Source organism: Arthrobacter sp. NPDC090010 (assembly GCF_044748305.1).
GTDB lineage: Bacteria > Actinomycetota > Actinomycetes > Actinomycetales > Micrococcaceae > Arthrobacter_E.
Genome location: NZ_JBIVFT010000001.1, coordinates 322468 through 343493, shown reverse-complemented (window position 1 = coordinate 343493; position 21026 = coordinate 322468). Strand labels below are relative to the sequence as shown.

Here is a 21026-nt window from a genome sequence, read left to right as displayed (position 1 = left end):
TAACGCCGAAGGGCGGTGCCACTCTCAAGTGGCACCGCCCTTCGGCGTTCACGATCCGGCCGCGCTCAAGCGACCTCAGGCGGCAGCAGCAGCCGGGCGCCGGGAATGGCGTCGAGCAACTTCTGCGTGTATTCCCGCTGCGGGTTCTCGAAGACGCTGTCGGTCGTCCCGGTCTCCACGAGCTGTCCGCGTTCCATCACGCAGACATCGTCGGCGATCTGGCGGACGACTGCGAGGTCGTGGGTGATGAACAGGTACGTCAGGCCGAGATCAGACTGCAGATTGGCCAGCAGGTTGAGCACCTGGTCCTGGACCAGGACGTCGAGAGCGGAGACCGCCTCGTCGCAGATGATCACTTCCGGATCCAACGCCAGGGCGCGGGCGATCGCCACACGCTGACGCTGGCCACCGGACAGCTCGTTCGGGTAGCGCCGCATCATGCTCGACGGAAGGGCCACGGCATCCAGGAGCTCGCGGACCTTCTTCTCCCGACTCACCTTGTCCCCCACCTTGTGAACCCTCAGGGGCTCTTCGATGGTCCGGAAGATGTTGAACATCGGGTCCAGAGAACCATAAGGATCCTGGAAAATTGGCTGCACACGACGGCGGAACTTCAGCGCGTCCCGTCCAGTGAGCGAGCTGACGTCAACCCCGTCGAAGTGGATCGAACCGGACGTCGGCGTCTCCAATCCGAGCACCATGCGCGCCACCGTGGACTTGCCAGAACCCGACTCACCGACGACGGCGGTCGTCGTGCCGCGTTTGACCTCAAAGCTGACCTTGTCCACCGCGGTGAAATCGGTCTTGCGCCCGAAGGCACCCTCGCGCAGCTTGAACACCTTGGTCAGATCCTTGATCTGCAGGACGGCGTCCGGCTTGCCCTTCGCGTGAACCGCTTCGGTGCCGCTCAGCACCTCTTCGGATTCCAGGCCCGCTTCCTTGGCCACCTGGATACGGCGGGAGGCCAAGGATGGCGCTGCGGAAACGAGGCGCTTGGTGTAGGGGTGCTGCGGGTTACGCAACAGCTCCAGGGCCGGACCAGACTCGACGACCTGGCCCTTGTACATCACGACGACCTTCTGGGCGCGCTCGGCGGCCAGACCAAGGTCGTGGGTGATGAGCAGGACGGCTGTGCCGAGTTCCTCGGTCATGCCCTCCAGATGGTCCAGGATCTGGCGCTGAACGGTCACGTCAAGGGCGGACGTCGGCTCGTCGGCGATCAACAGTCGCGGCTGGCAGGACAGCCCGATGGCGATCAGGGCACGCTGACGCATACCACCGGAGAACTCGTGCGGGTACTGCTTCGCACGACGTTCAGCATCCGGCAAACCGGCGTTGGACAGGGCTTGTGCCACGTCCTTAGGCCCGCTGGGCAGGCCGTTGGCGCGCAACGTCTCCTTCACCTGGAATCCGATCTTCCAGACCGGGTTCAGGTTGGACATCGGATCCTGAGGCACCATGCCGATGGAGTTGCCGCGCAATTCGATCATGCGCTTCTCACTCACATGGGTGATGTCCTCACCGTCGAACACGATCTGTCCGCCGGACACCCGGCCGTTCTTGGCCAGCAGACCGATCGCGGCCAGCGCCGAAGTGGACTTGCCGGAACCCGACTCGCCCACGATCGCGACGGTCTCACCAGGCATCACGGTGAAGTTGACCTTCCGGACCGCCTTGGCAGTGCCGCCTGCCGTGGTGAACTCGATCTCCAGGTCCTTGATTTCAAGGAGCGGACGGTCCTGATCGCCCTGAGGCGTATTCGGCACCTCGTTCACATTGATCTCAGGAGTCACTTCTTCCTCGCTTTGGGGTCAAGGGCGTCCCGCAGGGCGTCGCCGAGCATGATGAAGCTCAGCACGGTGATGCAGAGCGCTGCCGACGGGTACAGCAGAACCGAAGGATTAGTCCTCAGCTGCGTCCGGGCATCCGAAATGGCCTGGCCCCAGGACAGCAGCTCCTGCGGGAGCCCAATGCCGAGGAAGGACAGCGTCGCCTCGGCCACGATGAACGTGCCCAGGCTCACCGTCGCTACGACGATGATCGGCGCGAGGGAGTTCGGCAGCGCGTGCCGGATGAGGGCACCCCACCGGCTCACGCCCAAGGCCTTGGATGCGGTGATGTAGTCAGCGTTCCGTACCGAGAGCACAGCACCACGAGTAATGCGGGCGATGTTGGGCCAGCCCAGCAAGGTCAGCACCGCCACCACCGAGAGGATTCCCTTGTTGTCACGGAACAGCGGCATCTGGAAGACCACCAGGGCACCGAGCACCAGGGGCAGAGCGAAGAAGATATCACCCAGACGGGCAAGCACCGAGTCCACCCAGCCACCGAAGAAGCCTGCGATGGCACCCAGGGCACCACCGATGATGACCACGAAAACGGTGGTCAGGATGCCGACGGACACCGAAGCACGGGCACCATAGATGGTCTTGGCATAGATGTCACAGCCCTGGCCGTCGGTGCCGAAGAGATGCGCCCCGGAAGGGCCCTGGAGCGCCACCCCGAGATCGCAGAAGTTCGGCTTGCTCGGGTCCAACGAAGTGAAGAGCTGAGGGAACAGGGACACCACGGCGATCACGACGATCAGGAACGCCGAGACGATGAAGAGCGGCCGGGTCCTGAGATTGACCCAGGCCTCCTTCCAGAGGCTGCTGGGAGCGTCGTCGGAAACCGTGCTGTCGACGGCCGCGAGTGGCGTCTCGTCCAGCGGGGCGACGTAGTGCTCGATCACACGCGAGTTTTTCTTATTTGTCATAGCGAATCCTCGGATCAAGCCAGGCGTACAGCAGGTCCACGACCAGGTTGGAGATGACGAAGACCAAAACGAGCAGGCTCACGATGGCCACGATCGTCGGACCCTCACCACGGATGATGGAGTTGTAGAGCTTGTTACCGACGCCGGGCACATTGAAGATGGCTTCGGTGACGATCGCGCCGCCCATGAGGTTACCCAGGTCAGCACCCAGGAACGTCACCACAGGGATGAGCGAGTTACGCAGCACGTGGACACTGATGACGCGGCCGCGGGACAGGCCCTTAGCAGTGGCGGTTCGAACGTAATCGGCGTCCATTCCCTCAGCCACGGACGTCCTGGTCAAGCGCAGGACGTAGGCGAAGGAGACTGATGCCAACACGATGGCGGGCAGGATCAACGAGTTGAAATCGACCGACGAACCAACGGTGGGCCGCGCCCAGCCGAGCTGCAGACCGATCACGAGCTGCAGGACGAAGCCGATGACGAAGGTCGGAACGGAGATCAGCAACAAGGAGAAGACCAAAAGCGTCGCATCGAAGAACTTGCCCTTGTTCAGACCGGCGATAAGACCGGCAGCGATGCCGAAAACGGCCTCGATCACGAGGGCCATGATGGCCAACTGTGCAGTGACCGGGTAGATCTGGGCAAGGATATCGGCGATCGGGCGGCCGGTGAAGTCCACACCGAGGTTGAAGGACAGCAGGTTCTTCAGGAACAGGAAGTACTGGACGAAGAAGGGCTGGTCGAGGTTGTACTGCGCACGGAGTGCGTTGATGACGGCGTCCGAGGGCTGTTTGTCCCCGAACATGGCGCGGATGGGATCACCGGGGACCGCGAAGACCATGGCGTAGACGAGCAGCGTCACACCGAAGAAGACGGGGATGACCTGCAGGAGGCGTCGTCCTAGATAACGGAGCATGAGCGCCACCTGAACTTGATCGAAGTCGTGTTTTTCATATGAGGGGTTCTCCGTAGATGAACGCCAACAAGCGAGCGTAACCAGACAACAGCAGTCAGGTTACGCTCGCTCGCGGCGTTGGACTACATCAGGTGATGGTTCCTACTTGTTCTTGGTGACCTTGTAGTACTCGATGACTCCGTGCCAGTCGGTCTCAACGTTGTTCACGCTGGTGCTCCAGCCGATGGGCTGGTTCTGGGACCACAGGGGCAGGTTCGGCAGGTCCTTGAACAGGATCTCCTGAGCCTTGTTGAAGATCTTCGCGCCGTCTTCAGCAGTCTTGGCGGCCTCACCTTCCTTGAGGAGCTTGTCGAACTCGGGGTTCGAGTACTTCTCATAGTTGGAGCTGCCATCGGTTCCGAGAGTCGGTTCCAGGAAGTTGTAGATCGACGGGTAGTCGGCCTGCCAGCCGGCACGGACGGCGCCGGTCAGCTTGCGGTTCAGGCGATCGTCCAGCATGGTGGCGAACTTCGGGTACGGCTTGCCTTCAGCCTTGATGCCGAGGTTGTTCTTCAGCTGGTTGGCGACAGCGTCGACCCACTCCTTGTTTCCACCATCGGTGTTGTAGGAGATGGTGAAGGTCTTCGACGCATCCCACGGCTTGATCTTGTCGGCCTGGGCCCACAGATCCTTGGCCTTGGCGGCGTCGAAGTTCAGGACGTCATTGCCCGGGATGTTGGCGTCATAGCCAAGCATGGACGGAACGGTGAATTCCTTGGCAGGGGTACGGGTGTCGTGGAAGATCACCTTGGTGATCTGTGCACGGTCGATGGCGTGGGAGATGGCCTGACGACGGAGCGAACCGGCCTCACCCTGGAAATCGGGAAGGTAGACCGGGATGTTCAGCGTACCGTTCAGCGCACTCGGCTTGTTGGCCGCGCGGCCGTCGAGATCCTGCTGGAACGTGGCCAGCGCGGTGGACGGGATCACGTCGAGGACGTCTAGGCTGTTGCCCTGGACATCGGTGTAGGCGGAATCGGAGTTCGTGTAGAACGCGAAAGTCACGCCACCGTTCTTGGCTTCACGCGGACCCTTGTAGTCGTCGTTCTTGACGAGAGCGATCTGCTTGTCGTGCTGCCAGGCATCGGGAGCCGCCATCTTGTACGGGCCGTTGCCGACGGGGCTCTGGCCGTACTTCTTCGGGTCCTTCAAGGCTTCAGACGGCATCGGGTAGAACACGGTGTAGCCGAGGCGCTGGGTCCAGTCGGACTCCGGCTGCTTCAGCTTGACAGTGAAGGTGGTGTCATCCACGACCTTCAGACCGGACATGGTCTGCGCCTTCGGAGCCGGCTTGGCGTTGTCCCCGGTGCCCGTCGTAGCAGCCACATCGTCGTAGCCTTCGAGCGAGCTGAAGAAGCTGCCGTTGGACTGAGCGTTGGTGCTCAGCGCCTCGAAGTTCCAGGTGTCCACGAAGGTCTTGGCCGTGATCGCTTCACCGTTGGTGAACTTCTGACCCGACTTGATCTTGATCGTGTAGTTCTGCGAGTCGGAGGACTCGATCGAGTCGGCCAGCTCGTTCACGGTCTTGCCGCTGCTGTCGTAGCTGACCAGACCTGCGAACAGGAGATCGACGACGCGGCCGCCGAAGACCTCGTTGGTCTGGCCCGGAAGCAACGGGTTCTGCGGCTCGTTGCTGTAGGCCCGCACGATGCCGCTCGGGTCGGCGTTGCCGCTGTCAGAGCTATTGGCATTGTTGCTGCCGCCGCCACAGGCCGTCAGGGCCAGGGCAGCGATGGCCGCCACACCCAGTGCTTTGGAAGTGCGCGAGAAACGCATTCCGCCTCCTTCGGAGTTCTTAAGTAGAGAGTGAGAATCCCTCGGACTCCCATCGATGAGCCGCGTCACACAGGTGTGACTTGGCCTACACAATGTGAAAGCTTAGCTTGATTTTGTCCAGCACGTGGGCATCCGTTGCCAAACCGTGATGAGGGTACGGGCCTTTGCGGAAGCTGTGGCGAACCTTGACGAATCCTGTCACTCTCATCACTCCCAGGTCATGCTCCGAGCGACCTCCGCACCACTTGGAGGGCCTGGCTCAGACGCGCGTCAGGGGGAAGTGTGGAGAGGGCGGCAATGCCACCTCGATGCTGTCGCCCACCCACAGGCGGCCGCCTCGCGAGACGATTCCCATGACCCCTGCCAGACGGACCAGCTCGCCGTCCGGCCCTCTACGGGTCACCTGTTTGAGCAGACCCGGCCGGAAGTCGTTGATCTGCTGACATGGGTTCCGCAGACCGGTGATGGTGACGACCGCGTCCCCGACGCTGAGCCGGGAACCCACCGGCAGCGCCAGAAGATCGATTCCCCGTGTGGTGAGATTCTCCCCCAGATCACCCGGCTCCACCGCGAAACCTGCCCCGAGAAGATCGTCGAAGAGTTCCGCATGCATCAGATGGACCTGGCGGAGATTGGGTTGCGAAGGATCCGCCGCGACCCTGGAGCGATGCTGAACCGTCACCCCGCAGTGAGCATCCCCCTTCACTCCCCGGCCTTCGATGAGCTCCAGACTGGGAACCGAGGACTTGGAGAAATCGTGAGCAGGGCTCAGGTGCAGTGCTTCGACGACGGCGTTCACGGCACCAGCCTAGGACAGTGACAATTCCCGGAGCCGCGGCCCGCCCGCCGTCGTCGTTCAGCTGGTGAGCAGCCCGTCGGCAAGCTCCGTTCTGCGGTAGTAGACCTCGCGCCCACGCCGGGACGCGTCCAGAAGCCGTGCGGCGGACAGCACTTTCAGATGCTCGCTCACGGTGGCCGCCGAAATTCCCAGGTGCTGCGAAAGGTGTTTCGTGGTCATGGGAATATCCATCTGCTGGAGGACGGCGGCCCGGGTCCCGCCCATGAGGTCGGCGAGCGCTGACGGCGTGCAGGACGGTCCGGATCGCTCCCACAGGGAGCCGACGCCACGCGGTGCATAGGAGACGGTCGGAGTGTAGGGGCGCGCATTGAGCACCAGGGTTCCGGGCCAGGCGAAGACGCACGGGATCAGCGTGAGCCCCGGGCCTGCGACGCCCGTGGTCACGTCGCAGGTCTTTCCAAGGAATTCGAGGCCCTGGTCGACCCGGAGCACCTGAGGGTGCAGAGTACGGAGGACCTCGTCCAGCCCGCCGCGCGCCAGCAACCGTGACCGGTAGTCGATGTCCGCGACTTGGAGCGCTTGGATACGCTCCCAATGGGGTCGCACCGCCGTCGTCCACACCCAGTCCAAAGCCGCGCACAACTCATCCACCACGGACTGGGGACGGTCGGCGAAGGCCTTGAGAATCTCTGCTGAGGCCGGGCGGTCCGCAACGGCGCGGAGGACGTCGAGGTCATGCAACAGGACCTCCGGCTCCTGTTCGAGGACCCGGTGCCGGCTCTCGTCAAAACTCTCATCCCCGGACGGGGTCGGGGTCAATGCATCAAGGATGTGCCCGTTCGCAACGATGAAGGCCCGCAGCACGTCCCACTTCCGGGCGACGTCAGGGTCCGCGGACAGAAGCGGGCGGGACTGCTGGATCCAGCTGCGGTGCATCGGAGTCCCCTTGGCGAGGGTGAGCACCGAGGTGACCACCTCCCACCAGGGAGAGACGCAGAACCTGATGCGCGTCAGGTCCGCAGGGGTGAGCGTCAACAACATGCCCTGAGACTATCCGCGTCCTATCAGCACGGCGAGGATTCGGCCAGATCCGAATCGAGGACAGGTCCCGCGACCATTCGCAGACTTGAGAACATGTTCACTCCATTCACTCCCGCAGCCCCCGCCCATCGTTCACTTCTCAGCCGGATGTTCCCGGCTTCTGCTCAGCCACTCGCCCCTGCATTTCTCTCCGACGACGACGCCGTGCGCGAACTCGCCATCCTCCGTCACAAGGCACGGCAGGAGGCGGAGGAGTTGCGGCGCGAGCTGGATCTCGCCAAGGCGCAGGCGTATTCGGCCATCCGCTGATATCGAGCGCGGTGTTCTATTATCGAACCCGTGAGCGAGAAGAATCCCAGCGGATCCCAGACCCTCAGCCGCGGAATCCGCGTGCTGGAGATCATCGCAGCCGCAGAACGCCCTCCGACCATCGCGGATCTGGCGGCGTCCTTGGACGTCCACCGGTCCGTGGTCTACCGGCTGCTGCGCACTCTGGAAGACCACGGGTTGACCGTGCGCGAGGAGTCCGGGAAGGTCCATCTCGGAGCCGGACTGGCAGCCTTGGCCGCGGGCGTCTCGCGGGATCTGCAACAGGCGGCACTTCCGGAACTCGACACCGCCGCAAACCAGCTCGGCATGACCTGTCTACTCGCCATCCAGCTCGATCAGGAGGAGGCCGTGACTCTCATCAGCGCGTCGCCGCGACAGCGGGTGGCCGTCGTCTCCTATCGGCCGGGACACCGGCACCCGATCACGCGCGGCGGGCCGGGCAAGGCGATCCTGCTCGCCCTTCCGGAGCGCCTCTGGCCGGCCGAGCTTCCGGCCGGCCTGCGCGAGGAGCTCGCGGAGAGCAGGTCCCGCGGTTACGCCCTCAGCCATGACGAGGTGGTCCCATCCCTGTGGTCCGTCGCCGTACCGCTCACGCTTCCGGGGCAGCCTCCGGCCGCGATAGCGGCGATCCACGTCTCCCTCCCAGAACGTGAAGATCACATCGCCGCGCTGCTTCAGGAAGCCGGGGACCGCATCGCACGGGCCTTCGGAGCCTGACGGACGCTCCGGGCCCCGGATCACGCCCGGAGCGTGGCCCCCGCGAAGAACGCCGCCAGCTCATCGCGCGCATCCAGGGGCAGGATGTTCGCCACGTACTGGTCAGGACGGACCACGATGACCGCCCCGTCCGCTCCGATGCCATAGGCGTCGAAGATGTCGTCTCCCGGGTCCACGGCGTAGACCTTCTCGAAGTCCACCACCTGGAACGGGCCGGTGCGCGGCAGGAACACCGGCGGAACACGCATGAGGTCCACCTCGAGGTGTGAATGCGGGTACACGACCTTCACGTCGAACCAGGCGTCGCCGTCGAGGTCCCGGGGCGTGGTCGCCAGCGGCGAATCCGGCGATTGAGCCAGCCAGTCTCCCAGTTCTCTCGCCGCCGACTCCTCCGCCGAGGCCGAAGCGTCCGCGAAGACGTAGATGCGCCAGCGCCCATCGGCCCGGGCATGGTGCCCCAGCTGCACCGGATTGCCGTCGCAGACTCGGTGCACCGGATGCGAACGGAAGCGCTTGCCGAGCGGGACGCCCGGAGCCAAGTCCTGCCGCGCCGATTCCCCCACGATCATCGAGGGCTGGTACTGGGTCATGAATCCGGCGGGGAACTCCGCGGTCTGGACGTAGAACCGCTCCAACTCCTCAGGATCCGTCAGTTCCTCCGGTCGCGCAGCCATGAGAGTCGACCACTGGCGGTCGAAATCGATGAGATTCTGTGCGATCACCTGCCGCTCGGCCGAGTAGGTCTCCAGCAACGACGCCGGCGCACGGCCCTCCAGCACATGCCCGAGTTTCCAACCGAGGTTGAAGCCGTCCTGAATGGAGACGTTCATGCCCTGCCCCGCCTTCGCACTGTGCGTGTGGCAGGCATCCCCCATGATGAACACCCGCGGGTCACGGGTGCCGCGCTGCTCGGCGGGGACATCGTCGAAGTGGTCAGTGACCCGGTGCCCCACCTCATAGACACTTCGCCACGCCACGTGGCGCACCGAGAGCGTGTACGGGTGGAGGATCTGGTTCGCGCGCCGTTCGACCTCCTCCTGGGTGGTCAACCGGATCTTCCCGTCGTCGTCGTGCGACACCTCGCCGAGGTCGACGTACATGCGGAAAAGATGGTTCCCCTCCCGGGGAATGTGAAGGATGCTGCCGCCGTCGTGCGATTGAATGGCGCACTTGCGCCGGATGTCCGGGAAGTCGGTGTCGGCGAGCACATCCATCACACCCCAGGCATGGAACGCCTGGTCCCCCACCAGCTTGCGGCCGATCGATTCGCGCACCTTGCTGCGCGCACCGTCACCGCCGACAACATACTTGGCCCGCACCACGCGCTCAGACCCGACGTCGTCGCCCGCCGTCCGCCGGAGGGTCACGGCGACCGGATACTCGCCCTCCTCTGCGACGTCGAGCCCGACGAACTCCCAGCCGTAGTCCGGCCGGTTGCGCGTGGGCGAGTTGGCCATGAACTCCAGGAAGTAGTCCTGGACACGGGCCTGGTTCACAATCAGGTGCGGGAACTCACTGACGCCCGCGGGATCGTCCGGAGCCACCGCGGTGCGCACGATGTTCTGAGGCTGCTCCGCGTCGGGCTTCCAGAAGGCCATCTCCGTGATCCGGTAGGCCTCCTCGATGATCCGGTTGGCGAAGCCGAAAGCCTGGAACGTCTCCACGCTCCGGGCCTGGATCCCATCGGCCTGGCCGACCTCGAGCCGCCCGGGACGCTGTTCCACGATGCGAGTGGTGACCTGAGCGAACTGCGAAAGCTGTGCTGCCAGCGTGATACCCGCAGGGCCGGTGCCGACGATGAGGACGTCGACTTCATCGGGAAGCTCGTCCGGGCGGTTCAGCCCTACGCCTGCCGCGGGCAGGGTTCGTGGATCTCCGGAGACATAGCCATGGTGGTGGAACTGCACGAAAGGTCACCTCACGTCGGTGTGGGATGGACATTGATAGTGTTCGATAATAGAACTTCAAGTTCTGTTATCGAGTGATCTAGAGCATAGCCCCGTCCCGGAAGCCGCACAAGGGAACGTATACGATCCATCCTCCGACTGAGCTATGCTGAGCACGTCCGGCTGTGACGCCCGCCACGCGAGCGCACACCCCGGTGCTCGAAAAAGGGGCACGAAGCCATGCGGAACGGCACGCGCGAGACATATACGGACCCACCTCATCCGTCTGTCTCGAAAGGCACAGCCATGTCCACCGTCTCCCAGCACGTCGCCGTCGCCCTCTCCCGCCACATCGATCAGGTCTTCGGGCTGATGGGCAACGGCAACGCCTACTTCCTCGACTCGCTGCTCCGCGACACCGACGCCCAGTTCACGGCCGTCCGGCACGAGGCCGGGGCAGTCGTCGCAGCAGATGCCCACTACCGGGCCAGTGGCAGGATCGCCGCAGCCACCACCACGTACGGCGCGGGTTTCACCAACACACTCACGGCCCTTGCAGAGGCCGCGCAGGCGCGTATCCCACTGGTTCTGATCGTCGGCGATGAACCCACCTCGGGCCCGCGCGCCTGGGACGTGGACCAGATCGCCCTGTCCTCCGCCGTCGGGGTCCGCACCTATACCGCGGGACGCCTGGACGCTGCGGCCAGCACGGTCATCGCGATCGAACACGCACTGTCCTACCGCGTTCCCGTCGTGCTGGCGATCCCCTACGATGTTCCGACCCTCGAAGCCGGAGACGTCCCCGCAACCCCTCCCCTGACAGCGACCCCACCGAAGCCCCTGGCACCGTTCACCCAAGCAGCAGTCCGCCGCGTCGCGGAAGCTCTGGCGGGCGCCGAACGGCCCATGCTTCTGGCTGGGCGCGGTGCGCATCTGGCCGGTGCAGGCCGTGCCCTGGGCGAGCTCGCCGAGGCGACCGGCGCCGTCACGTCGTCCAGCGCGCTGGGCAGGGGCGTGTTCCCGGATTCCCGCTACGACCTCGGCGTCACCGGCGGCTTCGGAGCGCCGGGGGCCATGGAACTGATCCACCAGGCGGATGTCGCCGTCGTGTTCGGCGCCTCCCTGAACCCCTTCACCATGCGCTTCGGCGAACTCTTCGCCCCGGAAACCCGTGTGGTCCAGGTCGACATCGCACCGGCCGCCACCCATCCCCGCATCGGCGACTACCTTCAGGGCGATGCGCGAGTCGTAGCGGAGGCACTGCTCGCCGAGCTTGACTCCATCGGCCGCCCCGCGCAGCCCGCCTGGCGCGAAAGCCTCGACTTCGAAGCCCTCCGGGCACAGGTCCCCGGTGACGCTTCAGCTCCGGACGGACGGCTCGATCCTCGCAGTGCGGCGGCGCGGATCGCCGAACTCCTGCCGGAGGACCGGATCGTGGTCAGCGACGGCGGACACTTCATCGCCTGGGCGAACATGTTCTGGCCCGTGGCGTCACCGGAGCGAATGGTCATGGTGGGCACCGCCTATCAGTCCATCGGGCTCGGGTTTCCCAGCGTGGCCGGAGCGATTCAGGCGAACGCCGAGGCGACGGTCGTGCTCACCACGGGTGACGGCGGAGGACTCATGGCGCTTTCGGACCTGGAGACGGCGGTGCGAACCGCCGGCGGCCGCGGCCTCTGCGTGGTGTGGAACGACGGCGCCTATGGCGCCGAAGTGAATCTCTACGGGCTCAAGGGTCTTGCCGAGGAGCCCATGCTCATTCCCGACGTCGACTTCGCGGCTCTGGCCCGCGCCCTCGGTGCGGAGGGCGTCGTGGTCCGGGAACTCGCCGAACTGGAGCATCTGGCGGCCTGGGCTGCCAGGCCCGTGTCCGAGCGCCCGTTCCTCCTCCTGGATCTCCGGGTCTCCCGCACGGTCATCGCCCCGTATCAGCACGAGGTCATCCGCGTGAACAGCTGAGCATTCGCCTTCGCCCCGAGGCCCCCTCAGTCCGCAGTTTCACTTTCAGTCTGCAGTTTCACTTTCTGTCTGCAGTTTCTCGGGCCCAGATCTGGAATCGCCCGAGAAACTGCAGACTGAAGCGATCACGACGCCGTCGGACTCAGCGCTGCCAGGCGTAGAGCCCGCGCGTCTGTTCCTCCTCGGCGGCCGGGCTGAGGTCGATTCCCGGCCGATCGCGGAGCAGCAGGGTCGCCACCAGACCGACCGCCGTCATGCCGATCAGATACCAGGTGACGGAGACGGAGCTGCCCGTCTGCTGCTGGAGCCAGGCCGCGATCGCCGGCGCGAAAGCGCCACCGACCACCGCGCCGAGCGCATACGAGATCGAGACGCCGGAGAACCGCACCGAGGCCGGGAAGAGTTCCGAGTACCAGGCGGACTGGGGACCGTAGGTGAAACCCAGCCCCAGGGTCAGAAGCATCAGCCCGAGGGCGAGCAGGCCGCCGTTTGCAGAGTTGACCAGCGGGAAAAGCGCCAGCAATGCGGCCGCTTGCGCCAGCCAGCCGATGAGGTAGGTGGTCCGGCGGCCGATCCGGTCGCTGAGCCAGCCCGCTACGAACGTGGAGATCAGCCACGTCACCGAGGATGCCGTGACCGCCCAGAGCACCGTGCCCCGGTCCAGGCCGACCGGGCCATGCGGATCGCTGGCATAGTTCTGCACGTAGCCGCCGGTGGTCATGTACCCGGCGGCATTGTTCCCGGCGAAGACGAGCGCGGCGAGGATCACCAGGGGCGTGAAACGCGCGAAAAGCCGCCCGATCGGCGCGCTCGAACGTTCCTTCCGCGCGGCGATCTCGGCGAACACCGGGCTTTCCTCCACCCGACGGCGCACCCAATACCCGACCAGGATGAGCACGATCGAGAAGAGGAACGGAATGCGCCAGCCCCAGCCGAGGAACGCTTCACCGGGGAAGAGCCAGGTCATGATGCCGAGCATGGCGCTGGCCAGCAGAAGCCCGATCGGGACACCGATCTGGGGCATGGCACCGAAGAATCCTCGCCGGGTCCGGGGAGCGTGTTCCACCGCCATCAGCACGGCACCACCCCATTCACCGCCCGCCGAGACCCCTTGCAGGACGCGCAGTGCGATGAGCAGGATCGGAGCCGCCACCCCGATCTGGCCGTACGTGGGCAGGATACCGATCAACGTGGTCGCGCTTCCCATCAGGATCAGGGTCACGACCAGCACGACCCGACGCCCGAAGCGGTCCCCGAAGTGACCGGCAAGGAAGGCCCCGAGCGGCCGGAAGAGGAAGCTGAGCCCGACCGTCAGGAAGGAGAGGATGGTCGCCACTCCCTCGCCCGCCGGTTTGAAGAACAGCTGACCGAAGACCAGGCCCGCGGCCGAAGCGTAGATGAAGTAGTCGTACCACTCGACGGTGGTTCCCACGACGGTCGCGATCGCCACACGCCGGCGATCCACCGTCCGTGATTCCGGGCTTCCTGGCGTGCCCGGCGCAGTGGCGGGCAGGGATGGTTCAGTCATCTGGCACTCCTTTGTGGCGAGATCTCATGGCGGTACGAGAGCGTTCCAGAAAATATACGATTTGAGATACGTCCCGGCAAGACCCTTGTCAGCAAGTGCAGATCGTATATGATTTGGTGTACGCCATCCCCTCGATGCGAAGGAGCACTCGTGACGGAACACGATTGGACGCCGCTTCAGCAGGCCCCCGGCAAGATCATCGCCGTGCATCTGAGCTATGCTTCCCGGGCCGCGCAACGCGGCCGCGTGCCCGCGGCCCCGTCCTACTTCCTGAAGCCGGCAAGCTCCTTCGCACCCTCCGGCACGCCTGTGGAACGCCCCGAGGGAACCGAATTGCTGGCCTTCGAAGGCGAAATCGCCTTGGTGATCGGCTCTCAGGCCCGCAACATCGACCGTGGCGAGGCCTGGTCCTACGTGGCTTGGGTGACCGCGGCGAACGACTGGGGACTCTACGATCTACGGTCCAATGACAAAGGCTCCAACCTCCGGAACAAGGGCCGTGACGGTTACACCCCTCTCGGGCCGGCACTGATCGACGCCCGTACCGTGGAGCCCGCCGCATTGCGCGTCCGCAGCTGGCGCAACGGCGAGCTGGTGCAGGAGGACACGAGCGAGAAGCTCATCTTCCCCTTCGCTCAACTGCTGGCCGACCTCTCGCAGCACCTGACCCTGGAGCCCGGGGACGTCATCCTGACCGGCACCCCGGCAGGATCATCCGTGGCCCTTCCGGGCGACGTCATCGAAGTCGAAGTGGACGCCCCGACGGCGGAGGGGACACCCAGTACCGGACGACTCGTCTCCCCGGTGACCGAGGGGCACGGAACCTTCGATCCAGCGCTCGGGTCCCTTCCCACGGTGAACGACACGCAACGCGAGGAAGCATGGGGATCCCGGGAAGCGGCTGGTCTTCCGCCTGAGGAGGAGCCCTTCCAGATCGGCGAGGAACTGCGGGCAAAACTCCTCGAAGCCCCCGTCGCGGGCCTTTCCCAGCAGCTGCGCAAGCGCGGCTATCTGGATGTTTTCATCGACGGTGTTCATCCGGCCACGCCCGGCACGAAACTGGTGGGCGTCGCCAAGACCCTGCGCTTCGTGCCTCACCGTGAGGACCTGTTCCGCAGCCACGGCGGCGGGTACAACGCCCAGAAACGCGCGTTCGACGCCGTCGAACCCGGTGAAGTGATCGTCATCGAGGCTCGCGGCGAACGCGGCACAGGTACGCTCGGCGACATCCTCGCGCTCCGGGCCATCGCACGCGGAGCAGCAGGCGTCGTCACCGACGGCGGCGTGCGCGACTACGCCACCGTCGCGGCGATGGACCTTCCCGTCTTCAGCCAAGGCCCCCACCCCTCCGTGCTCGGCCGTCGTCACGTTCCCTGGGACGTCGACGTCACCATCGCCTGTGGGGGTGCCACCGTCCAGCCGGGCGATGTGATCGTCGGCGACGACGACGGTGTGATCGTCATCCCGCCGGCCCTGGTGGCAGAGGTGGTGGACGCAGCCCTCCATCAGGAGGCGGAAGACGCGTGGATCGCCGCCAAGGTGCAAGCCGGCGAGAAAGTGGACGGTTTGTTCCCTCTCAACGCCGAGTGGCGTGCACGCTTCGACGCCGAGCAAGGAGGCACCCGGCCGTGACCGAGACGCTCAGCAAATCCCAGCAGGCGTATGAGTGGATCCGTGAACGGATCGCCCGCCATCAATTCGGCCCGGGTTACCGCCTGGTGCTCGGTTCCCTGGCCGAAGCGCTCGGCATGAGCGTGGTACCCGTGCGGGAAGCAGTGCGGCGTCTGGAGGCGGAAGGGCTCGTCGAGTTCGAACGCAACGTCGGAGCACGGGTGACCCTGGTGGACGAGACCGAATACGTGCACTCCATGCAGACACTCGGCGTCGTCGAGGGAGTCGCGACCTCCTTGTCCGCACCACTCCTGGACCCGGCGGACCTGGTACGGGCGCGGGAGGTCAACGAGCGGCTCCGCCGCTTGCTGGACCATTTCGACCCGCACGCCTTCACCACCATGAACCAGGAGTTCCACTCGGTCCTGTTCGAGCCGTGCCCGAATCCCCACATCCTGGACCTGGTGCACCGTGGCTGGACCAGGATGGCCGGCGTCCGCGACTCCACCTTCTCCTTCGTCCCGGAACGCGCCCGCGAATCGGTCGAGGAGCATGAGCGGATCCTGGAACTGATCGAGTCCGAGGCCGATCCCCTGGAGATCGAGCTCGCGGCCCGCAATCACCGCTGGGCCACCCTGAACGCCTTTCTTGCACAGCGCCATCCGGTGGGCGAACCCATCACCTGAACCCTGCAGCACCCCGGAACGTCATCATCTCAGCGAGGAGAAACCCATGAGTCAGACCCCCCTGGACCGCCGGCACGTCCCCGCGGACCTGCCCGACCGCATCCGGCACTACATCGACGGCGAGTTCGTGGACTCCCTCGACGGTGACACCTTCGACGTGCTGGAGCCGGTCTCCAATGAGGCCTACGTCAAGGCGTCCGCAGGCAAGAAGGCGGACATCGAACGCGCCGTCGAGGCCGCCCGGCGTGCCTTCACCGATGGCCCGTGGCCTCGAATGCTGCCCCGTGAGCGTTCCCGGGTACTGCACCGCATCGCGGACATCGTGGAGTCCCGGGACACCCGGCTGGCGGAGCTCGAGTCGTTCGACTCTGGCCTGCCCATCACCCAGGCCCTCGGACAGGCCCGGCGGGCGGCCGAGAACTTCCGCTTCTTCGCAGACCTGATCGTGGCGCAGGCCGACGACACGTTCAAGGTGCCCGGCCGGCAGATCAACTACGTCAACCGCAAGCCCATCGGCGTCGCGGGACTGATCACGCCGTGGAACACCCCGTTCATGCTGGAGTCCTGGAAGCTCGGGCCGGCTCTGGCCACCGGCAACACCGTGGTGCTCAAGCCGGCCGAGTTCACGCCCCTCTCCGCCTCTCTCTGGGCCGGGATCTTCGAGGAGGCCGGGCTGCCGAAGGGCGTGTTCAACCTGGTCAACGGGCTCGGCGAAGACGCCGGCGACGCGCTGGTCAAGCACCCCGACGTCCCGTTGATCTCCTTCACCGGTGAGAGCAGCACCGGCCAGCTCATCTTCGGCAACGCGGCCCCGTACCTCAAGGGCCTTTCGATGGAACTGGGCGGCAAGAGCCCCGCCATCGTCTTCGCGGACGCGGACCTCGACGCAGCCATCGACGCCACGATCTTCGGTGTCTTCTCCCTCAACGGCGAACGCTGCACCGCCGGCTCCCGCATCCTTGTCCAGCGCGACGTCTACGACGAGTTCGTGGAGCGCTACGCGGCCCAGGCCAAGCGGGTGAAGGTCGGATACCCCCACGATCCCGCGACCGAAGTCGGCGCCCTGGTGCACCCGGAGCACTACGAGAAGGTCATGAGCTACATCGAGATCGGCAAGGGCGAAGGCCGTCTCCTCGCCGGTGGCGGCCAGCCGGAAGGCTTCGAGTTCGGCAACTTCGTGGCGCCCACGGTCTTCGCCGACGTCTCGCCGGACGCCCGGATCTTCCAGGAGGAGATCTTCGGCCCCGTCGTCGCCATCACTCCCTTCGACACGGATGAGGAAGCTCTGGCTCTGGCGAACAACACCAAGTACGGTCTTGCCGCCTACGTCTGGACCAACGATCTGAAGCGCGCCCACAACTTCGCACAGGCCATCGACGCCGGCATGGTGTGGCTGAACTCGAACAACGTCCGCGACCTGCGCACCCCCTTCGGCGGAGTGAAGGCTTCCGGTCTCGGCCACGAGGGCGGCTACCGCTCGATCGACTTCTACACCGACCAGCAGGCCGTGCACATCACGCTCGGCAAGGTCCACAATCCGACGTTCGGGAAGCAAGAGGCTCCGCACGAGAACGATCTCGACGACCCGGACCCCCGCTGAACCGCATCGACTCACGCAAGGACGCATGACATGACGCATCTGGACGACCGCACCCTCACTTCCTCCGGCTTCTATGTGAGCCAGGAGGCCCCGATCCACACCACGAATCCCGTGCCCACTCCCACCTCCCCCGCCCCGGACATCCTCCGCTGCGCGTACATGGAGTTGGTGGTGACCGATCTGGCCGCCTCCCGGGTTTTCTATGTGGATGTGCTGGGACTGCACGTGACGGAGGAGGACGAAGAGACCATCTACCTCCGCTCCACCGAAGAGTTCATCCATCACAATCTGGTGCTGCGCAAGGGGCCGGTGGCCGCCGTCGCCGCCTTCTCCTACCGCGTGCGTACCCCGGAGGACCTGGACCGCGCCGTCGCGTTCTACACGGAACTCGGCTGCCGGGTGGAGCGCCGCCCGGAAGGTTTCGTCAAGGGCATCGGCGACTCGGTCCGCGTGGAAGACCCGCTCGGCTTCCCCTACGAGTTCTTCCACCAGACGGATCACGTCGAGCGGCTGTCGTGGCGTTACGACCTGCACGTGCCGGGCGAGCTGGTGCGCCTGGACCACTTCAACCAGGTGACCCCCGACGTGCCACGCGCGGTGAAGTTCATGCAGGACCTCGGCTTCCGTGTCACGGAGGACATCCAGGATGAGGAAGGCACGGTCTACGCCGCCTGGATGCGCCGCAAGCCCACCGTGCACGACACGGCGATGACCGGGGGCGACGGTCCGCGCATGCACCACGTGTGTTTCGCCACCCACGAGAAGCACAACATCCTGGCCATCTGCGACAAGCTGGGCGCCTTGCGCCGCAGCGACGCGATCGAGCGCGGCCCCGGCCGGCACGGCGTCTCGAACGCGTTCTACCTCTACCTCCGGGATCCCGACGGCCACCGGGTTGAGGTCTACACGCAGGACTACTACACCGGCGACCCCGACAACCCGGTCGTCACCTGGGACGTGCACGACAATCAGCGACGCGATTGGTGGGGCAACCCGGTAGTGCCCAGCTGGTACACCGAAGCATCGCTCGTCCTGGACCTGGACGGGAACCCGCAGCCCGTCGTCGCGCGCACTGATTCGAGCGAGATGGCCGTGACCATCGGAGCCGACGGGTTCTCCTACACCCGCCCTGACGACCAGGAGGCCATGCCCGAATGGAAGCAGGGCGAGTACAAGCTGGGGAACCAGCTGTAACAGCCGGCGCAGGAGAGAGGAACACCATGCTGGACGAAAGCACCATCGCACAGTTGGCGGACGAACTCGCCGAAGCGGAGCGCAATCACGCCGTGATCCCCCGTATCACCGCACGGTATCCGGAGGCCACGATCGAGGATTCCTACGCCATCCAGGGCGTCTGGCGGGAGAAGAACCTCGCTGCCGGGCGTCGCCTGGTGGGCCGGAAGATCGGGCTGACATCGAAAGCGATGCAGCAGGCCACGGGCATCTCCGAACCCGATTACGGTGTGATGTTCGATGACACCGTCTGGGAGAACGGCTCCGTGCTGCCGTTCGATGCGTACTCCAACGTCCGCATCGAGGTGGAGCTGGCGTTCGTGCTGAAGGAACCGTTGGAAGGCCCGCACTGTTCAGTGATGGATGTGCTGCGGGCCACCGAATACGTCACTCCTGCTCTGGAGGTGCTGAACTCCCACATCGAGCTGGAAGACCGGACGATCGTGGACACCATCAGCGACAACGCCGCTTACGGCGGCATGGTGCTGGGCGGCAACCCGACCCGGCCCGATGCCGTCGATCTGCGCTGGGTCTCGGCTCTGCTGTATCGCAATGAGACCATCGAGGAGACGGGCGTCTCCGCCGGTGTGCTCAATCATCCCGCCAGCGGCGTCGCCTGGCTTGCCAAGAAGCTCCACCACCACGGTGCACGGCTGGAGGCCGGGGAGATCATCCTGGCCGGGTCCTTCACCCGGCCCGTGTGGATCTCCCGCGGCGACAGCGTGCTCTGCGACTACGGACCATTGGGGACCATCACATGCCGCTTCGACTGACACCGACCCTGCGTCACCGCCTCCAGGATTCCGGACGACCCTTGTTCGGAGGCTGGGTGTGTTCCGGTTCCCCCGTGATGGCGGAGATCATGGCCGGATCGGGACTCGACTGGGTACTCATCGACATGGAGCACGCGCCGAACGGGCTGGAGTCCGTGCTGGCTCAGCTGCACGCCGTGACCGGATACCCGGTGACAGCCGTGGTGCGGGTTCCCTCGGCCGATCCCGTGGTCATCAAGCAGGTCCTGGACTTGGGGGCCCAGACCATCCTCGTGCCGATGGTCTCCACCGAGGAGCAGGCACGCGCTGTGGCCGCTGCGGCCCAGTACCCGCCGAACGGCATCCGGGGTGTGGGGAGCGCTCTGGCGCGGTCCGCGCGCTGGAATCGTGTTCCGGCCTATCTGGAGAATGCCGCAGAGCATGTCTCGGTCTTCGTGCAGGTGGAGACCGAGGAGGGGGTGAAGAACGCCCGGGCGATCGCCGCAGTGGCCGGCATCGACGGAGTGTTCGTGGGCCCCAGCGATCTCGCGGCGTCCATGGGCCTGCTCGGGCAGCAGACTCATCCGGAGGTGCTCACCGCTGTGCGGCGTGCTTTCCGAGCGGTGGCCGAGGCCGGCAGACCGGTCGGCGTCAACGCCTTCGACCCGCGGGCCGCGGAGAACTACGCCGCCGACGGCGCGCGCTTCCTCCTCGTGGGAGCCGATGTCGCGCTGGCCGCACGGGCCTCCGAGGCGCTGGCCGCGCATTTCATCACGGACGCTCAGTACGACGGCGGCTCCGTCCCGCCGTCGTACTGAGTGCTTGTCCCTCCGACTGCCTCTACAGTTCGATCCAATAACGGCGGACCGGCTCCGCGTGCTCCTGGGGCCGGATGTCTTCGAGGACCCCGCCTTGGCGTTCGATGGTGCGGCGCGAGCCCTCGTTGGATTCGACACAGGTGACCAGGACGCGTTCCAGGCCCTGTTCGATGGCGACGGGCAGGATTTCTGCGAGCGCCTGGGAGGCGTGTCCCTGACGCCGGGCGGAAGGCCGGACGCCGTAGCCGATGTGGCCGCCGTAATTCAGCAGGTAGTCATTGAGGTCGTGACGCAGGGCGATGCTGCCCAGGTACTCGTCGCCGTCCACCATCCAGCGGTAGCTGCACGTGACGAAGCCTCGTCCGGCGGGTTCGGTCTCCTCAGAGATCAGCTGATGCACCCACTCGGTGAAACCCTCTTCAGTCACGAGCGTCTCAGGATTCCGGATGCCGGCGCCATCCTGGTGGGCGTCGCCCCACTCTTTCAGGGACTCGGAGAACGAACGGAAGTATGCCGGGCTCGGGATGATCAGTTCCATGGAGCAACTCTAGTAGGGCCTCTGACGTGCTCGTGCACG

At 65.4% G+C, this 21026-nt stretch carries 18 protein-coding genes; 9 read left to right on the top strand and 9 right to left on the bottom strand.

The window, feature by feature from the left end:
- Positions 1-65: 65 nt before the first annotated feature.
- The 6 genes from ACIPXZ_RS01620 to ACIPXZ_RS01595 form a co-directional block, all read right to left on the bottom strand.
- Positions 66-1793, bottom strand: a complete 1728-nt coding sequence (locus tag ACIPXZ_RS01620) for a dipeptide ABC transporter ATP-binding protein (RefSeq protein ID WP_400590380.1) — start codon at positions 1791-1793, stop codon at positions 66-68.
- Positions 1790-2755: an ABC transporter permease gene (locus ACIPXZ_RS01615; protein WP_400590379.1), complete on the bottom strand. Its 966-nt coding sequence runs from the start codon at positions 2753-2755 to the stop codon at positions 1790-1792. Before ACIPXZ_RS01615 ends, ACIPXZ_RS01620 begins: the two co-directional genes overlap by 4 nt.
- Positions 2745-3674: an ABC transporter permease gene (locus ACIPXZ_RS01610; RefSeq protein WP_400590378.1), complete on the bottom strand. Its 930-nt coding sequence runs from the start codon at positions 3672-3674 to the stop codon at positions 2745-2747. The genes ACIPXZ_RS01615 and ACIPXZ_RS01610 overlap by 11 nt, the downstream gene beginning before the upstream one ends.
- Before the next feature lie 141 nt (positions 3675-3815).
- Positions 3816-5489: an ABC transporter substrate-binding protein gene (locus tag ACIPXZ_RS01605; protein WP_400590377.1), complete on the bottom strand. Its 1674-nt coding sequence runs from the start codon at positions 5487-5489 to the stop codon at positions 3816-3818.
- 259 nt (positions 5490-5748) lie between these two features.
- On the bottom strand, positions 5749-6288 hold the full coding sequence (locus tag ACIPXZ_RS01600) for an MOSC domain-containing protein (RefSeq protein WP_400590376.1): 540 nt from the start codon (positions 6286-6288) through the stop codon (positions 5749-5751).
- 57 nt (positions 6289-6345) lie between these two features.
- Positions 6346-7329, bottom strand: coding sequence for a DUF5937 family protein (locus tag ACIPXZ_RS01595; RefSeq protein ID WP_400590375.1), 984 nt, complete (start codon positions 7327-7329; stop codon positions 6346-6348).
- A 93-nt stretch (positions 7330-7422) separates the two neighbouring features.
- Between ACIPXZ_RS01595 and ACIPXZ_RS01590 the strand changes: the two genes are divergently transcribed.
- Both ACIPXZ_RS01590 and ACIPXZ_RS01585 read left to right on the top strand, forming a co-directional pair.
- Positions 7423-7638: a hypothetical protein gene (locus ACIPXZ_RS01590; protein WP_400590374.1), complete on the top strand. Its 216-nt coding sequence runs from the start codon at positions 7423-7425 to the stop codon at positions 7636-7638.
- A gap of 30 nt (positions 7639-7668) precedes the next feature.
- Positions 7669-8376: an IclR family transcriptional regulator gene (locus tag ACIPXZ_RS01585; RefSeq protein WP_400590373.1), complete on the top strand. Its 708-nt coding sequence runs from the start codon at positions 7669-7671 to the stop codon at positions 8374-8376.
- Between the two features lie 20 nt (positions 8377-8396).
- Here the strand turns inward: ACIPXZ_RS01585 and ACIPXZ_RS01580 are convergent, their stop codons facing one another.
- Positions 8397-10283 carry an FAD-binding monooxygenase gene (locus ACIPXZ_RS01580; protein WP_400590372.1) on the bottom strand — a complete coding sequence of 629 codons (1887 nt, stop codon included), beginning with the start codon at positions 10281-10283 and terminating at the stop codon, positions 8397-8399.
- A 285-nt stretch (positions 10284-10568) separates the two neighbouring features.
- Between ACIPXZ_RS01580 and ACIPXZ_RS01575 the strand changes: the two genes are divergently transcribed.
- The gene (locus tag ACIPXZ_RS01575) at positions 10569-12221 is read left to right on the top strand and encodes a thiamine pyrophosphate-binding protein (RefSeq protein ID WP_400590371.1); all 1653 of its coding nucleotides are present in this window, start codon (positions 10569-10571) and stop codon (positions 12219-12221) included.
- 142 nt (positions 12222-12363) lie between these two features.
- On the opposite strand, the gene ACIPXZ_RS01570 is transcribed toward ACIPXZ_RS01575, so the two are convergent.
- On the bottom strand, positions 12364-13749 hold the full coding sequence (locus tag ACIPXZ_RS01570) for an MFS transporter (protein WP_400590370.1): 1386 nt from the start codon (positions 13747-13749) through the stop codon (positions 12364-12366).
- Positions 13750-13857: 108 nt separating this feature from the next.
- On the opposite strand from ACIPXZ_RS01570, the gene ACIPXZ_RS01565 reads away from it, so the two are divergent.
- The 6 genes from ACIPXZ_RS01565 to ACIPXZ_RS01540 are packed head-to-tail and all read left to right on the top strand — an operon-like array spanning position 13858 to position 20449.
- Positions 13858-15381 (top strand): fumarylacetoacetate hydrolase family protein, encoded by a 1524-nt coding sequence (locus tag ACIPXZ_RS01565; protein ID WP_400590369.1) that lies wholly within the window; start codon positions 13858-13860, stop codon positions 15379-15381.
- Positions 15378-16046, top strand: a complete 669-nt coding sequence (locus tag ACIPXZ_RS01560) for a GntR family transcriptional regulator (protein ID WP_400590368.1) — start codon at positions 15378-15380, stop codon at positions 16044-16046. Before ACIPXZ_RS01565 ends, ACIPXZ_RS01560 begins: the two co-directional genes overlap by 4 nt.
- Before the next feature lie 46 nt (positions 16047-16092).
- On the top strand, positions 16093-17646 hold the full coding sequence (gene hpaE, locus ACIPXZ_RS01555) for a 5-carboxymethyl-2-hydroxymuconate semialdehyde dehydrogenase (RefSeq protein ID WP_400590367.1): 1554 nt from the start codon (positions 16093-16095) through the stop codon (positions 17644-17646).
- A 30-nt stretch (positions 17647-17676) separates the two neighbouring features.
- Positions 17677-18840 carry a 3,4-dihydroxyphenylacetate 2,3-dioxygenase gene (gene hpaD / locus ACIPXZ_RS01550; RefSeq protein WP_400590366.1) on the top strand — a complete coding sequence of 388 codons (1164 nt, stop codon included), beginning with the start codon at positions 17677-17679 and terminating at the stop codon, positions 18838-18840.
- A gap of 26 nt (positions 18841-18866) precedes the next feature.
- A complete protein-coding gene (hpaH, locus tag ACIPXZ_RS01545) occupies positions 18867-19652 on the top strand; it encodes a 2-oxo-hept-4-ene-1,7-dioate hydratase (protein ID WP_400590365.1) in 786 nt (261 codons plus the stop codon).
- Entirely contained in the window at positions 19637-20449 is an 813-nt protein-coding gene (locus ACIPXZ_RS01540; protein WP_400590364.1) for an HpcH/HpaI aldolase/citrate lyase family protein, read from the top strand. Before hpaH ends, ACIPXZ_RS01540 begins: the two co-directional genes overlap by 16 nt.
- A gap of 22 nt (positions 20450-20471) precedes the next feature.
- Here the strand turns inward: ACIPXZ_RS01540 and ACIPXZ_RS01535 are convergent, their stop codons facing one another.
- Positions 20472-20987, bottom strand: coding sequence for a GNAT family N-acetyltransferase (locus ACIPXZ_RS01535; RefSeq protein ID WP_400590363.1), 516 nt, complete (start codon positions 20985-20987; stop codon positions 20472-20474).
- Positions 20988-21026: the final 39 nt, after the last annotated feature.

Coding starts and splice junctions, on each gene's coding strand:
- ACIPXZ_RS01615 (WP_400590379.1), bottom strand. CDS start 2,755: ATGACAAATAAGAAAAACTCGCGTGTGATCGAGCACTACGTCGCCCCG.
- hpaH (WP_400590365.1), top strand. CDS start 18,867: ATGCTGGACGAAAGCACCATCGCACAGTTGGCGGACGAACTCGCCGAA.
- ACIPXZ_RS01570 (WP_400590370.1), bottom strand. CDS start 13,749: ATGACTGAACCATCCCTGCCCGCCACTGCGCCGGGCACGCCAGGAAGC.
- ACIPXZ_RS01535 (WP_400590363.1), bottom strand. CDS start 20,987: ATGGAACTGATCATCCCGAGCCCGGCATACTTCCGTTCGTTCTCCGAG.
- ACIPXZ_RS01575 (WP_400590371.1), top strand. CDS start 10,569: ATGTCCACCGTCTCCCAGCACGTCGCCGTCGCCCTCTCCCGCCACATC.
- ACIPXZ_RS01595 (WP_400590375.1), bottom strand. CDS start 7,329: ATGTTGTTGACGCTCACCCCTGCGGACCTGACGCGCATCAGGTTCTGC.
- ACIPXZ_RS01605 (WP_400590377.1), bottom strand. CDS start 5,489: ATGCGTTTCTCGCGCACTTCCAAAGCACTGGGTGTGGCGGCCATCGCT.
- hpaD (WP_400590366.1), top strand. CDS start 17,677: ATGACGCATCTGGACGACCGCACCCTCACTTCCTCCGGCTTCTATGTG.
- hpaE (WP_400590367.1), top strand. CDS start 16,093: ATGAGTCAGACCCCCCTGGACCGCCGGCACGTCCCCGCGGACCTGCCC.
- ACIPXZ_RS01565 (WP_400590369.1), top strand. CDS start 13,858: ATGATTTGGTGTACGCCATCCCCTCGATGCGAAGGAGCACTCGTGACG.
- ACIPXZ_RS01590 (WP_400590374.1), top strand. CDS start 7,423: ATGTTCACTCCATTCACTCCCGCAGCCCCCGCCCATCGTTCACTTCTC.
- ACIPXZ_RS01610 (WP_400590378.1), bottom strand. CDS start 3,674: ATGCTCCGTTATCTAGGACGACGCCTCCTGCAGGTCATCCCCGTCTTC.
- ACIPXZ_RS01540 (WP_400590364.1), top strand. CDS start 19,637: ATGCCGCTTCGACTGACACCGACCCTGCGTCACCGCCTCCAGGATTCC.